Source organism: Spirillospora sp. NPDC048819 (assembly GCF_040650055.1).
GTDB lineage: Bacteria > Actinomycetota > Actinomycetes > Streptosporangiales > Streptosporangiaceae > Spirillospora.
In genome coordinates this window covers 410,426-423,977 of sequence record NZ_JBEZGN010000002.1, presented here as the reverse complement: position 1 = coordinate 423,977, position 13,552 = coordinate 410,426, and the positions used below count along the sequence as shown (strand labels likewise).

Genomic DNA, 13,552 nt, shown 5'->3' with positions numbered 1-13,552 from the left:
CCACGCCGTTTCCGGCCTGATTCGGGGCCCGGCGCCGCCGCCGGCGCCGATGCCCGTCCTAGGTCAGCTTGGACCTGCGGGTCCACCTGCCGCACCCGGAACGGTACCGTTCGATGCATGGCACCCAGCACATCACCTGACGCCCCGTTCGGACGGATGTTGACCGCCATGGTCACTCCGTTCCTGCCGGACGGCGGCGTCGACTACGACGGCGCCGCGCGCCTCGCGACCCACCTGGTCGACGAGCGGCGCCACGACGGCCTGGTCGTCAACGGGACGACGGGTGAGTCGCCGACGACGAGCGACGACGAGAAGCGCGAACTTCTGCACGCGGTCATCGACGCGGTCGGCGACCGCGCAGTGATCGTCGCCGGTGCCGGAACCAACCACACGGAGCACACCCTGCATCTCGCGCGCCAGGCCGAGGCCGCCGGCGCGCACGCTCTGCTGGTGGTGACGCCGTACTACAACAAGCCTCCGCAGGAGGGCCTCGTCCACCATTTCAGGGCGGTGGCCGACGCGACGGGGCTGCCGTGCATGCTGTACGACATCCCCGGGCGCACGGGGGTGCCGATCGAGAACGACACGCTGGTGCAGCTCGCCGAGCACCCGCGGATCGTCGCCGTCAAGGACGCCAAGGGCGACCTGTTCGGCGCGTCCAGGGTGATGGCCCAGACAGATCTCGTCTGGTACTCCGGCGACGACAACCTCAACCTGCCCTGGCTTTCGGTGGGCGCGGCGGGGTTCGTCAGCGTGGTCGGACATGTCGTGGGCGCCGAACTCCATGAGATGATCGACGCTTACCGCGCCGGTGACACCGGGCGGGCGCTGGAGATCCACCGGCGGCTGCTGCCCGTCGTCACCGCCATCATGACCCGTACGCAGGGCGCCATCGCCGTCAAGGCAGCGCTGAACCTGCTCGGCCTTCCCGGAGGCGGCCCGCTGCGCGCGCCGCTCGTGGAGGCTTCGCCGGAGTTCGCGGCGCGACTGCGTGAAGACCTCACGATAGGGGGAGTCAAAGTGCCGGAGGTAGCCATCCCGGAGGTCGCCCGGTGAGTCATCCTCACCCGGAGCTCTCGGACCCGCCCGCGCCGCCCGAGGGCGGCCTGCGCATCGTCGCGCTGGGCGGGCTCGGGGAGATCGGCCGCAACATGACCGTGTTCGAGCACGGTGGCCGATTGCTCGTCGTCGACTGCGGCGTGCTGTTCCCCGAGACCGAGCAGCCCGGCATCGACCTGATCCTGCCCGATTTCGAATACATCAGGGAGCGCCTGGACGACATCGAGGCCGTCATCCTCACGCACGGCCACGAAGACCACATCGGGGCCGTGCCGTACCTGCTGCGCGAGCGGCGCGACATCCCCCTCGTCGGCTCGCGGCTGACGCTGGCGCTGCTGGAGGCCAAGCTCACCGAGCACCGCATCAAACCGGTGACCGACGTGGTCGTGGAGGGCGAGCGGCGCACGTTCGGGCCGTTCGACTGCGAGTTCCTGGCGGTCAACCACTCGATCCCGGACGCGCTCGCCGTCGCGATCCGCACCTCCGCCGGGCTGGTCCTGCACACCGGCGACTTCAAGATGGACCAGCTGCCGCTGGACGGCCGGCTCACCGACCTGCCCGGGTTCGCCCGGCTCGGCGGGGACGGCATCGACCTGCTGATGTCGGACTCGACCAACGCCGAGGTCCCCGGCTTCGTCGCCAGCGAGCGCAATATCGGCCCGGTCGTCGACGAGGTGTTCCGCACCGCGCAGGAACGGCTCATCGTCGCCTGCTTCGCCTCGCACATCCACCGCGTCCAGCAGGTGCTCGACGCCGCCGTCGCCAACGACCGCAAGGTCTGCTTCGTCGGGCGGTCGATGGTCCGCAACATGGGCGTCGCCCGCGAGCTCGGCTATCTCAGCGTCCCCGAAGGGATCATGGTCGACCAGAAGGAGCTGGACGACATCCCCGGCGACCGGCTGGTCCTGGTGTGCACCGGTTCGCAGGGCGAGCCGATGTCGGCGCTGTCGCGGATGGCGAACCGCGACCACTCGATCCGCATCACCGACCGCGACACCGTGATGCTGGCGTCCTCGCTGATCCCGGGCAACGAGAACGCGGTCAACCGCGTCATCAACGGCCTGACCCGGTGGGGCGCCCGCGTGGTGCACAAGGGCAACGCGCTCGTGCACGTGTCCGGGCACGCGTCGGCGGGCGAGCTGCTGTACGTGCTCAACGTGACCAAGCCCGCCAACTTCATCCCGATCCACGGCGAGTGGCGGCACCTGCGCGCGCACGCCAAGCTCGCCGCGCTCACCGGCGTCTCCGACGAGGGCATCGTCATCGCCGAGGACGGCGTCGTCGTCGACCTCGTGGACGGGCGCGCCCGCATCGTCGGCGCCGTTCCCGCCGGATACGTGTACGTGGACGGCCTGTCGGTCGGCGAGGTCACCGAGACGTCGCTGAAGGACCGGCGCATCCTCGGCGAGGAGGGCTTCGTCTCCATCGTCGTCGGAATCGACTCGACGTCCGGCAAGCTCGTCGCGGGGCCCGAGGTGCACGCCCGCGGCGCCGGCATCGTCAACGAGGACTTCGACGAGATCATCGAGCGGATCGAGGCCGTGCTGACCGACGCCGCCGGCGACGGCGTGAACGACCTGCACCAGCTCGGCCAGGTCATCCGCCGCACGGTCGGCAAGTGGGTGAGCGACAACTACCGGCGCCGCCCGATGATCGTCCCGGTGGTCGTCGAGGTATGACGGGGGCGTGCCGGCCGCGGGGCCGCGGGTCCCGCGGCCGGCACGCCGCCGGCGCGCCCGCTCCCAACACGCCCGCTCGTCATCCCTGGAACCTCCGGGGTACTTGGTTACTCTCATAACCATGGCCACACGTGCGTCCGGGGGCGCGAAAAGCTCCTCGCGTGCGGGGGGCAGTGCGGCTCGCAAGCCCGCAAGGTCGGCCCCCCGGAAGCGACCGAGCGGCGGTACCGGAAAAGGCGGGAACCGCGGCTCGGGCCGCGGCCGTCCCCCCCAGAAGCCCGATCCGATCTCCCAGGCGGTCCTCGGGTTCTTCAAGCTTCTGTTCAAGCTGTACCTGCTCGCCGCCGTCGCGGTGGGCTCGATCTTCCGCGCCTACGGGCACGGCGCCCGCAACCTCGACGCCGAGCACCGCCGCGACGGGCTCGGCCTGGCGCTGCTCGGCTCGTCCATCGTGCTGGCCTCGGTCACCTGGTTCCGTCCGGACGGCGTCGTCACGATCGCGCTGGAGAAGGTCGTGCGCGGCGGACTCGGCGTCATCGCGATGGCGCTGCCGGTCCTGCTGGCCCTGCTGGCGTGGCGGACGCTGCGCCACCCCGAGCACCACGAGGACACCGGCCGCATCGTCATCGGCGTGACCGCCCTCGGCGTCGGTGTGCTCGGCATCCTGCACATCGCGGCCGGCGTCCCGTCCCCCGCCGAGGACATGGACGGGGTGCGCGAGTCGGGCGGCGTGATCGGCTGGCTGGTGTCGGCGCCGCTGGACGCGGCGCTCAGCGGGTGGGTGGCCGTCCCGCTGCTGCTGCTCCTGTCCGGTTTCGGGCTGCTGGTCGTCACCGCGACCCCCATCAACAGGGTACCCGAGCGTGTGGCCGACCTGTGGGCGGTGGCGACGCTGCAGGGGCGTCCGCAGCGTGCCGCCGCGGGCGAGAGCGAAGGCGAGGGCGGGGCCGAGGGGGAGGCGCCGAAGAAGCGCCGCCGCAAGAAGAAGAACGGCGACGGCGAGCCGGACGATCTGGAGGTCGGCGAGCACTCCAGGCCGTACGACACGCCGCTGCTGGAGGAGGACCCGAAGAAGGCCGACCGCCCGCGGCGCGACCTCGCCGACGAGCTGTTCGATCCGGACCCGTTCCAGGCGGACGTCCCGCCGCCCGCGCCGCCCGCCGACGACGAGCCGCCGGCGGACGTGCACGTGGCGGGCGGCGACGCGCCGCAGTCGCAGGTACCGGACCCGACGCCGGCGCCGCGCAGGTCCGAGCAGCTGCCGCTGTCGTCGTCCGGTGAGATCTACATGCTGCCCGACCCGTCGGCGCTGCGGCCGGGCAGCGTGCTCAAGCCGCGGACGAAGGCCAACGACACGGTGGTGAACGCGCTCACCGGGGTGTTGGAGCAGTTCGACATCGACGCGCAGGTGACCGGGTTCACCCGGGGGCCGACGATCACGCGGTACGAGATCGAGCTGGGTCCGGCGGTGAAGGTGGAGAAGGTCACCGCGCTGACCAAGAACATCGCCCTGTCGGTCAAGAGCGCCGATGTGCGGATCATCTCGCCGATCCCCGGCAAGTCGGCGATCGGGGTGGAGATCCCCAACACCGACAAGGACATCGTCAGCCTCGGCGACGTGCTGCGCTCGCCGGCCGCGACCAACGAGCACCATCCGATGATCGTGGGGCTGGGCAAGGACGTCGAGGGCCGCACGGTGGTGGCGAACCTGGCGAAGATGCCGCACATCCTGATCGCGGGCGCGACCGGCGCGGGCAAGTCGACGTGCATCAACGGGCTCATCACCTCGATCCTGATGCGCGCCACCCCGGACGAGGTGCGGATGATCCTGGTCGACCCCAAGCGGGTCGAGCTGACGATGTACCAGGGCATCCCGCATCTGATCACGCCGATCATCACCAACCCGAAGAAGGCGGCCGAGGCGCTGGACTGGGTGGTCGGGGAGATGGACCGGCGCTACGACGATCTGGCCGCGTCGGGGTACCGGCACATCGACGACTTCAACAAGGCGGTGAAGGCGGGCAAGCTCAAGCCGCCGCCCGGCAGCGAGCGGGTGTACACGCCGTATCCGTACATGCTGGTCATCGTGGACGAGCTGGCCGATCTCATGATGGTCGCGCCGCGCGACGTGGAGGACTCGATCGTCCGCATCACCCAGCTGGCCCGCGCCGCCGGCATCCACCTGGTGCTGGCGACGCAGCGGCCCTCGGTCGACGTCGTCACCGGTCTGATCAAGGCGAACGTGCCTTCCCGGCTGGCGTTCGCGACGTCCTCGCTGTCGGACAGCCGCGTCATCCTCGACCAGCCGGGCGCGGAGAAGCTCGTCGGGCAGGGCGACGCGCTGTTCCTGCCGATGGGCGCGAGCAAGCCGATGCGCCTCCAGAACGCCTACGTGGCCGAGAAGGAGATCAGCGGGATCGTCGACCACTGCAAGGGGCAGATGGAGGCGAACTACCGGGAGGACGTCGCCGCGGCGGGCGCGCCGAAGAAGGAGATCGACGAGGAGATCGGCGACGACATGGACCTGCTCGTCCAGGCCATCGAGCTGGTCGTGTCCACCCAGTTCGGGTCGACGTCGATGCTGCAGCGCAAGCTCCGGGTCGGGTTCGCCAAGGCCGGGCGCCTGATGGACCTGATGGAGAGCCGCGACATCGTCGGGCCGAGCGAGGGCTCCAAGGCGCGGGACGTGCTGGCCAAGCCGGACGATCTCCCCGGAGTCCTGGCGGAACTGCGCGGCGGCGGCTGAGCCCGGCCCGGGCGCGGCAGCCGGGGCATTGCGGAATGATGCGAAATCTTGCCCTGTTTCGAACGTGTCGGCTGTCGCCCAGCGGGCATGGCCGTTCCTAGACTGGTGTCGCAGGAGATCGGCGACGAGTGCCCTCAGGAGGCCCGGCGTGAGCATCGGTGAGACCTTGGCTGAAGAGCGTCAGCGGGCGGGTCTCTCGGTGACTCAGGTGAGTCTTCAGACGCGGATCCGGGAGACCGTGATCCGCGGCATGGAGGCCGACGACTTCTCCTACTGCGGCGGCAACTTCTACGCGCGCGGGCACATCCGCAGCATCTCCCGGGTCATCGGCATCGATCCGGAGCCCCTCGTCGCCGAGTTCGACGCGGCGCACGGCGGCGCCCCGCAGCCGGTCTCGGCCGTGTCGGCGTTCGAGCCGGAGCAGCCCGTCGCGTTCCGCGAGCGCAGGGCGCCGAACTGGAGCGCCGCGATGGCGCTCGCCCTCGCCTTCGTCGTGATCTACGGGGTCGTCCAGGTGGTCGGCACCGGCGGCGGCGAGGAGCGGCGCACCGCGCAGCAGGTCGCCGGGACGCCCGCGCCGTCGACGCCGGCGCCCGCCACGTCCGCGCCGCCGAAGCAGAGCGACCCGGTCGCGGCGGCGCCGCGCACCAAGGTGGAGGTGCGGGTCGAGGCCGAGCGCACGACGTGGCTGAACGCCCGCGACGAGAAGGGCAGGACGCTGTTCAGCGGCATGCTCCGCAAGGGCGACGCGAAGGACTGGACGGCCAAGAAGGAGATCCGGCTGGTGATCGGGGTGGGCGGCAGCGTCAACCTGACCGTCAACGGCAAGGACCTCGGTTCGCCGGGCGAGGGCGACGGCGTGCAGCGGCTGAGTTTCGACCGCGACGACCCCGAACCCGCCTGACCGGAGGCCCGCTCCGCAGCGACACGGCGCGAACTCGGGCCGCTGGTCGGTTCGGGCGGGCGCGCCCATTACCGTAGGGTCATGTCGACTCGCCGCAAGGTCTCACTCATCACGCTCGGCTGCGCCCGTAACGAGGTCGATTCCGAGGAGCTCGCCGCGCGGATGGAGGACGCCGGCTGGGATTTGGCCGACGACGCGGACGGCGCCGACGTGGTGGTCGTCAACACCTGCGGGTTCATCGAGGCGGCGAAGAAGGACTCGATCGACACGCTGCTGGCCGCGCACGACTCGGGCGCCAAGGTGGTCGCGGCCGGCTGCATGGCCGAGCGGTACGGCAAGGAGCTGGCCGAGGCGCTGCCGGAGGCCGACGCGGTGATCGGCTTCGACGACTACACCGGCATCGGCGACCGGCTCGACGACGTGATGGCGGGACGCAGGCGCGACGCGCACACCCCGCGGGACCGGCGGACCCTCCTGCCGATCAGCCCGGTGGAGCGTTCGGCCTCGCAGGCGGCGATCCCCGGGCACGGCGTGCCGGACGAGCTCCCGGACGGGGTGGCGCCGGCGTCGGGGCCGCGGGTGCTGCGGCGGCGGCTCGGCGGCGGGCCGGTGGCGCCGCTGAAGCTGGCGTCCGGCTGCGACCGGCGCTGCACGTTCTGCGCGATCCCCGCGTTCCGCGGCGCGTACGTGTCGCGCCCGCCGGCGGAGGTGCTGGAGGAGGCCCGCTGGCTCGCCGGGCACGGCGTCCGCGAACTGGTCCTGGTCAGCGAGAACTCCACCTCGTACGGCAAGGACCTCGGCGACCTGCGGGCGCTGGAGAAGCTCCTGCCGGACCTCGCCGCGGTGGACGGCGTCGAACGCGTCCGGGTCAGCTACCTGCAGCCCGCCGAGACGCGGCCGGGGCTCATCGAGGCGATCTGCGGCACTCCCGGCGTCGCGCCGTACTTCGACATGTCGTTCCAGCACGCGAGCGGCCCGGTGCTGCGCTCGATGAAACGGTTCGGCGACCGGGAGCGGTTTCTGGGGCTGCTCGACCAGATCCGCGGGCTGGCCCCGGAGGCGGGGGTGCGCTCCAACTTCATCGTCGGGTTCCCCGGCGAGTCCGAGGACGACTTCGAGGAATTGGCGGAGTTCCTGTCGGCGGCGCGGCTGGACGCGATCGGCGTGTTCGGCTACTCCGACGAGGACGGCACGGAGGCCGCGGACCTGGACGGCAAGCTCGACCCGGTGGAGGTCGCCCGCCGGGTGGAGGAGCTGTCCGGTCTCGCCGAGGAGCTGACCGCGCAGCGCGCCGAGGACCGCGTCGGCTCGGAGGTGCACGTGCTGCTGGAGGACAAGACCGAGGACGGCGACGTCGAGGGCCGCGCCGCGCACCAGGCGCCGGAGGTGGACGGGACGGTCGTGGTCCGCGGCGGGGGCCTGGCCCTCGGCGAGGTCGTCGCGGCCCGCGTCACCGGCAGCGACGGCGTGGACCTGATCGCGGACGTCGCATGATCGCCGGCACCCCGGATCCGGTCGCGGGCTCGCACGACCCGCCCCCGGCCGGTGTCTGGAACATCGCCAACGCGCTGACGCTCGTGCGGATCGCGCTGGTCCCCGTGTTCGTGTGGCTGCTGTTCCTGGAGGGCACCGGCTGGCGCCTCGCCGCGTTCGGCGTCTTCGCCGTCGCGTCCATCACCGACAAGATCGACGGCGACATCGCGCGGGCGCGGGGCATCGTCACCGACTTCGGCAAGATCGCCGACCCGATCGCCGACAAGGCGCTCACCGGGGCGGCGCTGGTCAGCCTGTCGATCATGGGGGAGCTGTGGTGGTGGGTGACCGCCGCCATCATGATCCGGGAGATCGGCATCACGGTGATGCGGTTCGTCCTGATCCGCCGGAGCGTGATCCCGGCGAGCAAGGGCGGCAAGCTCAAGACGATGCTGCAGGTCATCGCCATCGGCTTCTACATCCTGCCCGGTCCGCTGGACTACGTGCGCTGGATCACGATGGGCGCGGCCCTCATCGTCACGGTCGTCACCGGCGTGGACTACGTCGTCCAGGCGTGGAAGTCACGCCGCACGCCCGAGGCCTCCTGAGAGAGCCGCTCACAGCCCGAGCAGTTCCGGTGTGTCGGCGAGCGCCCGCCAGTGGCGTCCCGGGTCGGGGACGAGCCGCCGCCGCTCCAGATCGATCAGGCCGCCGACGCTGCTGATCTCGGCGGCGAGGGCACCGTCCGCGCGGCGCAGTTCCTGCCTCATCCCGAACGTCCTGCCCTCGCCCCAGTCGAACTCGCAGGTGATGTCGACGTCGTCGCCGGCGTGCAGCTCACGGTGGTAGCGGATGGTGTTCTCCAGCGTCACCGGGCCGACGCCGGTGCCGAGCAGTTCGTCCAGCGAGACCCCGGCGGCGCGCAGGCACTCCCACCGGGCGTGGTCGCCGTACTGGTGGTAGACGGCGCCGTTGAGGTGGCCCTGGGTGTCCAGTTCGTAGGCGCGGACGGTGACCCGCACCTTGAAGGGTTCCGTCACGGTCCATCCTCCTCTTCGTAGCCGGCCAGCCATTCGTGTGACTTCGCGGTCAGGTAACGGAGGCCGTCGTCGCCGATCTCGACCCAGTCGCCGCGTGCCCACCCGCCGGTCGTCTGAGGCGCGAACCCGTGCCGCTTGAAGAGCGCGGATGCCTCGTCCTTGCGCAGGCCCCGGCGTCCCCAGTCGCGGATGACGCGCGCCGTCCGCTCCGGCTCCCCGGCGTCCTCGGGGCCGTCGAGGGCAGCGGCGACCTCCTCCAGCCCCCGCGCGATCAGGCGCAGGCCCGCCTGGACCCGGGCGCGGTCGAACGATTCCTCCATAGGTGAATCGTATAGCGATCGCTAACGATCGCCAAGCGATTAGACTGCGGACACTTCGTCGTTCACGCGGAGAACGCCCGGTGCGCGGGGGATGCCGAGGCGGCCGAACATGATCTCGCGGACGCCGTTGAACCGCTCGGTGCGATACCCGGCGAGGGCGCGCAGGGGCGCCGGAGCGCGCCGGGCCGTGTCCTGGTCAGTGTTGATGATCACGCAGCGGCCGCACGGCCGGACGAACTCGATGTCTGCGCCGCCGCCGCGCAGCCGGGTCACGGCGTCCTCTCCGTAAGGCCCGAGACCCCGCAGGACGATGTTGGGGCGGAAGCGGTTCATCGGGAGACCGGCGCCCGTCCGCCGGTTCAGGTCGTCCAGCGACTCGGCGGACAGCGCCGAGATCGGGAAGCCGTCGGCGAACGTCAGCGTCCCCCCGCCGAGGACCGAGGGACGCGTCCCGGTGAAGCGGACCAGCCGGCAGGGGAGCCCGAGGGCCTCGGAGAACCAGCCGGCCGCCTCGTCGCCCTGGTCGATGCCCCGGCAGGGACGCCGGTGGACGGTCACGTCGCGCGCGGGTCCGTCCACCGCCTCCAAGACCAGCGGCACGGCGGCGAGCGGCGCGTGGACGGTGAGCTTCACACCGTCGTAGGCGGGACGGAGCAGGGCGAGCCGGGGGACCTCCCGCTGCGACAGGTGCCGTCCGTCCGGGCGGACGAGCATGAACTCCCGGTCGTGGCGCAGCCCGTTCGGCGTCACCTCGGCCTCGGCGAGCGCGACACCGCCCGCGCTCTTGATCGGGAAGACGTTCAGTCCGGCGACGACGGCGTTCATGCGACGGACGCTACGGACCCGCCGCGCGGGTGACCAGGAAAACCGGCGATACTTGACGCCGATTCGTCAGTTTGCAGCCGAGGACGGACATGACCGCACAGGAATTCACGTATCCCGAGGTGGGGGCGACGCGGAACGCGGAACGGCCGGACGGGTACCGGCATCTGCGGCAGCGCATGCTCGTCGGGCGGGGACCCGCGGAGTTCCGGAACGCGGCCGACGCGGTGATGGAGTTCTGGATGCACCGGGCGATCCCCGTCCGGGTGGACGCCTCGGCCCCGCGTGCGGCGCCCGGCGTGAGCGTGGTGATCGGGCTCGGCGCCGGTCCGCTGCGGCTGCGGGCGCCGTGCCGGATCGTGTGGACGCGTGAGGAGGAGCGCTACGCCGGATGGGCGTACGGGACGCTTCCGGGGCACCCCGAGTCGGGGGAGGAGTCGTTCGTGGTGCACCTGGACGACGAGGGCGACGTCTGGCTGACGGTCACCGCGTTCAGCCGTCCGGCGACGGCGGCGGCGCGGCTGGCGGGGCCGTTCGGGAGGCTGTTCCAGCGTGCCTACGCCCGGCGGTGCGGCACGGTGCTGCGGAGGCTGGCGCGCGGCTGACGTGCCCGGAGGCGGGCTGCGGGACCACGCCCACCCCGGTCGTGGCCCCGCAGCCCCGTTCGCGGGCGCCGCGCGACGCAATTATCCCCCGCGAATGGGCGGGCGCACGAATCGGGCGAATGAGTTTTGACTCACAACGTGACCTGCGTTTCCGTCAATTGGTGGACCGGGCGTCAGTAACGCGCGGTGACGATGCGCGCTTGGGTTGCGTTCCATGTCGCGCGCAGTGGCGGGGGCGGCGTCACCGCGGGACACAAAGCGCGGCCGTCGCTTTCCCGTGCGAGCGAACGGGGACGCCCCGCGAAGTCCCGCTTGGACCGGTTCGATCGGGTCACCCCGGCTCCGTCCTCATCCGGCCGATTTCTCCCGTCAACCGGCGGACGTCCGGGTCCGTCGCCGGACGGGCGCCTCGGCGCCGGGCGCCGCGACGCCACCGGTAGATTCGGAAGGCCGAACCCCGGGGCCGTGTTCACCGGGACGTGCACTGCGAACAGCCGGGATGGGGACGCGATGCGGGTCGAACTGCTCACCGTCGGGGACGAACTGCTCCTCGGCGACACGGTCAACGGGAACGCGGCATGGCTCGGGCGCAGGCTCGCCGACCACGGCGTGGACGTCACCCGCAGCGTCGTCGTGGGCGACGAGCTCGACGTGATCATCGAGGCGGTGAACGCCGCGCTCGGCCGGGCCGACGCGGTCATCACCACCGGCGGGCTCGGACCCACCTACGACGACCTGACCCGGGACGCGCTCGCGAAGGCGGCCGGCGTCGCGCTCGTCCGGGACCCGGCGCTCGAACGGCGGCTGCGCGAGCGGGTCGCCCGGGCCGGCCGCGAACTGCAGCCCATGGCGCTGCGCATGGCGGACGTCCCCGAGGGCGCGCGGACGCTCGGCAACTCGGCGGGCTCGGCGCCCGGCCTGCGCGTCGAGCTGCCGGGCGGGACCGTCTACGCGCTGCCCGGCGTCCCGTTCGAGATGCGCACGATCATGGACGAGGTCGTGCTGCCGGAACTGGCCGGGATCGCCGGGCTGCCCGCGGTCGCGCGCCGCACCCTGCGCACCGCCCGCATCTGGGAGTCGGTCGTCGCGACCCGCCTCGCCGAGGTCGAGGCGATGGACGGGGTCAGGCTCGCCTACCTGCCCGACCCGGCCGAGGTGAAGATCCGGATCACCGTGGCCGGGCCCGGCGCCGCGGAACGGCTGGAGGGCGTCGAGGCGCGCGTGCGGGAACTGCTGGGCCCGGCCGTGTACGGCGTCGATGACGACACGCTCGACCGCGTCGTGCACCGGCTGCTCGCGGGCCGTTCGGAGACCGTCGCCACGGCGGAGTCGCTGACCGGCGGGCTCATCGGCGCGGAGCTCACCGCCATGCCCGGATCGTCCGCCACGTTCGCGGGCGGCATGGTCACGTACGCGACGGGCGTGAAGCGGCTGCTGCTGGGCGTCCCGGCGGATCTTCTCGCCGAGCACGGCGCCGTCCACCCGGACGTGGCCGCCGCGATGGCCGAGGGCGTGCGGGATGCGCTCGGTGCGACGTACGGGCTCGCCGTGACGGGTGTGGCCGGTCCGGACGCCCAGGACGGCCGGCCGGTGGGAACGGTCTATATCGGTGCGGCCGGACCCGGAAATATGCGCACTGTGGTCAGTCCGAAACTCCCCGTGCCGGGAGCGGGGCCGGAGGTCCGCGCGGTGATCCGGCGGATGACCGTCGTTCATGCCCTTGACCTGCTGAGACGTCTTTTGCTGGGGCTTGACGTCGAGGGCGGGAGCGAGGAGGCTCGGGAAGATCGGGGCTGATTACAGCGTTACGTTCCCAGCGAACACGAAATCAACGGTCTGCCATGCTCACCGTCAAGCCAGGTACGGTGGAACTGGCAGATGGTCCGAACTGAGGGAGGGAGCGAGACGATGGTCCTGCTTCGCCAGCTGCTCGGTGACGTACTGCGGCAGCTGCGGCTGCGCCAGGGACGCACCCTCCGTGAGGTGTCCGCGGCGGCGCGGGTGTCACTCGGCTACCTGTCCGAGGTCGAACGGGGGCAGAAAGAGGCATCTTCGGAACTGCTGTCCTCGATCTGCAAAGCCCTGGGCGTTCCGCTGTCGCACGTCCTCAGGGAAGTAGCGGATCAGCTTGCCCTCGCCGAGCTGCAGCACGAGCCCGTCATGGCGGGCGCGCCCGAGCACGAGCGCATTTCCACCGAGAGCATTCCGGAGACTCCGGAAGAGATCACCGGCGAACTCCGCGCCGACATGGTCGCGGCCTGACCTGGTCGCGGGCCTGACTCGTTCTTGGTGTGTTCATGCCCGATAGGGGCCGCGGGTGTGCGCGGCCTCACGCATGAACACGGCATTCGCGGGGAGGCTCCCGGGTTGTAACGGATAACCGTAACGACCGGAAGGAGCCCGGACATGGCGGCGGTCAAGAGCCCGCTCTCGGATTCGGCCATGAAGGTCGCGGGGGAGGCCCTCCAGGGCTCTCTCATCGACCTCATCGATCTTTCTCTGGTCGCCAAGCAGGCGCACTGGAACCTTCAGGGACGCAACTTCAAGATCGTCCATGAGCATCTGGACGAAGTCGTCGCGCTCGCGCGCAGCGGGCAGGACGACGTCGCCGAGCGCGCCGTGGCGATCGGCGTGAACCCCGACGGCCGTGTCCGCACGGTCGCCGACCGTACCCGGATCCCGCAGATGGAGGCCGGCTACCTCGACGACGACAAGGTCGTCGCCGCGGTCACCGACATCCTGGCGCAGATCATCGCGCGGTTCCGCGAGCGCATCGCGGCGACCGACGAGCCGGACCTGATCACGCAGGACCTGCTCATCGGCATCGCCCGCGAGCTGGAGAAGCAGCACTGGATGTTCCAGGCGCAGACTTAAGCGATCGCGATCGTTGAGGTCGTCGGGTGG

The 13,552-nt window shown here is 71.4% G+C and carries 13 protein-coding genes; 10 read left to right on the top strand and 3 right to left on the bottom strand.

Annotated features, from left to right (window positions below; all coding sequences use genetic code 11):
* The first annotated feature begins 117 nt into the window (after positions 1-117).
* The 6 genes from dapA (at position 118) to pgsA (ending at position 8,469) form a co-directional block, all read left to right on the top strand.
* Positions 118-1,056: a 4-hydroxy-tetrahydrodipicolinate synthase gene (gene dapA, locus AB0C35_RS05025; RefSeq protein ID WP_358450729.1), complete on the top strand. Its 939-nt coding sequence runs from the start codon at positions 118-120 to the stop codon at positions 1,054-1,056.
* Positions 1,053-2,738 (top strand): ribonuclease J, encoded by a 1,686-nt coding sequence (locus AB0C35_RS05020; RefSeq protein WP_358450726.1) that lies wholly within the window; start codon positions 1,053-1,055, stop codon positions 2,736-2,738. The genes dapA and AB0C35_RS05020 overlap by 4 nt, the downstream gene beginning before the upstream one ends.
* Before the next feature lie 121 nt (positions 2,739-2,859).
* Positions 2,860-5,484: a DNA translocase FtsK gene (locus AB0C35_RS05015; RefSeq protein ID WP_358450723.1), complete on the top strand. Its 2,625-nt coding sequence runs from the start codon at positions 2,860-2,862 to the stop codon at positions 5,482-5,484.
* Between the two features lie 148 nt (positions 5,485-5,632).
* The gene (locus AB0C35_RS05010; RefSeq protein ID WP_358450720.1) at positions 5,633-6,388 is read left to right on the top strand and encodes a RodZ domain-containing protein; all 756 of its coding nucleotides are present in this window, start codon (positions 5,633-5,635) and stop codon (positions 6,386-6,388) included.
* A gap of 81 nt (positions 6,389-6,469) precedes the next feature.
* The gene (gene rimO / locus AB0C35_RS05005) at positions 6,470-7,882 is read left to right on the top strand and encodes a 30S ribosomal protein S12 methylthiotransferase RimO (protein WP_358450717.1); all 1,413 of its coding nucleotides are present in this window, start codon (positions 6,470-6,472) and stop codon (positions 7,880-7,882) included.
* Positions 7,879-8,469 carry a CDP-diacylglycerol--glycerol-3-phosphate 3-phosphatidyltransferase gene (pgsA, locus tag AB0C35_RS05000; protein ID WP_358450714.1) on the top strand — a complete coding sequence of 197 codons (591 nt, stop codon included), beginning with the start codon at positions 7,879-7,881 and terminating at the stop codon, positions 8,467-8,469. Before rimO ends, pgsA begins: the two co-directional genes overlap by 4 nt.
* Positions 8,470-8,478: 9 nt before the next feature.
* Here the strand turns inward: pgsA and AB0C35_RS04995 are convergent, their stop codons facing one another.
* Genes AB0C35_RS04995 through AB0C35_RS04985 form a run of 3 tightly spaced genes read right to left on the bottom strand, consistent with a single transcriptional unit; the run spans position 8,479 to position 10,046 of the window.
* Positions 8,479-8,901 carry an acyl-CoA thioesterase gene (locus AB0C35_RS04995; protein WP_358450711.1) on the bottom strand — a complete coding sequence of 141 codons (423 nt, stop codon included), beginning with the start codon at positions 8,899-8,901 and terminating at the stop codon, positions 8,479-8,481.
* On the bottom strand, positions 8,898-9,221 hold the full coding sequence (locus AB0C35_RS04990) for a hypothetical protein (protein ID WP_358450708.1): 324 nt from the start codon (positions 9,219-9,221) through the stop codon (positions 8,898-8,900). Before AB0C35_RS04990 ends, AB0C35_RS04995 begins: the two co-directional genes overlap by 4 nt.
* Positions 9,222-9,260: 39 nt before the next feature.
* Positions 9,261-10,046 carry an MOSC N-terminal beta barrel domain-containing protein gene (locus tag AB0C35_RS04985; RefSeq protein ID WP_358450705.1) on the bottom strand — a complete coding sequence of 262 codons (786 nt, stop codon included), beginning with the start codon at positions 10,044-10,046 and terminating at the stop codon, positions 9,261-9,263.
* 89 nt (positions 10,047-10,135) lie between these two features.
* Here AB0C35_RS04985 and AB0C35_RS04980 point away from each other — a divergent pair, with 89 nt between their 5' ends.
* From AB0C35_RS04980 to AB0C35_RS04965, 4 genes are all read left to right on the top strand, one after another.
* The gene (locus tag AB0C35_RS04980) at positions 10,136-10,648 is read left to right on the top strand and encodes a DUF1990 domain-containing protein (protein ID WP_358450702.1); all 513 of its coding nucleotides are present in this window, start codon (positions 10,136-10,138) and stop codon (positions 10,646-10,648) included.
* A gap of 510 nt (positions 10,649-11,158) precedes the next feature.
* Positions 11,159-12,445: a CinA family nicotinamide mononucleotide deamidase-related protein gene (locus AB0C35_RS04975; RefSeq protein WP_358450699.1), complete on the top strand. Its 1,287-nt coding sequence runs from the start codon at positions 11,159-11,161 to the stop codon at positions 12,443-12,445.
* A gap of 111 nt (positions 12,446-12,556) precedes the next feature.
* Positions 12,557-12,910, top strand: coding sequence for a helix-turn-helix transcriptional regulator (locus AB0C35_RS04970; RefSeq protein WP_358450696.1), 354 nt, complete (start codon positions 12,557-12,559; stop codon positions 12,908-12,910).
* A 144-nt stretch (positions 12,911-13,054) separates the two neighbouring features.
* Positions 13,055-13,522 (top strand): DNA starvation/stationary phase protection protein, encoded by a 468-nt coding sequence (locus AB0C35_RS04965; protein WP_358450693.1) that lies wholly within the window; start codon positions 13,055-13,057, stop codon positions 13,520-13,522.
* Positions 13,523-13,552: the final 30 nt, after the last annotated feature.